The organism is Achromobacter sp. GQ309, from assembly GCF_059759315.1.
This window is the reverse complement of record NZ_JCAXDP010000023.1, coordinates 1-400: the sequence shown is the minus strand read 5'-3', so window position 1 is coordinate 400 and position 400 is coordinate 1. Positions and strand designations below refer to the sequence as shown.

Here is a 400-nt window from a genome sequence, read left to right as displayed (position 1 = left end):
GATCCAAGGGTTTCTGCTCGAGCAGTACGGCACGGAAGTCTCGCCGGAGTTCGTCAGCTCGGTGACCGACGCGGTGATGGACGAGGTCACGGCCTGGCAAACGCGGCCTCTGGAGACGATGTATCCGGTGGTGTTCTTCGACGCGCTGCGGGTCAAGATCCGCGAGGACGGCGTGGTGCGCAACAAGGCCGTGTACTTGGCGCTGGCGGTGTTGCCGGACGGCACGCGCGACATCCTGGGCCTGTGGATCGAGCAGACCGAGGGCGCCAAGTTCTGGATGAAGGTGTTCAACGAGCTCAAGACCCGCGGCACGCAGGACATCCTGATCGCTGTCACTGACGGTCTAAAGGGCATGGAGCAGGCGCTGAACGCGGTGTTCCCGGCCACAACGCTGCAGACA

The 400-nt window shown here is 63.8% G+C and carries 1 protein-coding gene; it reads left to right on the top strand.

Going from position 1 to position 400, the window contains the following annotated elements; genetic code table 11:
* Positions 1-400, top strand: a 400-nt coding sequence (locus AC6CIE_RS27815; RefSeq protein ID WP_498094976.1) for an IS256 family transposase, incomplete at both ends; no start/stop codon positions are given.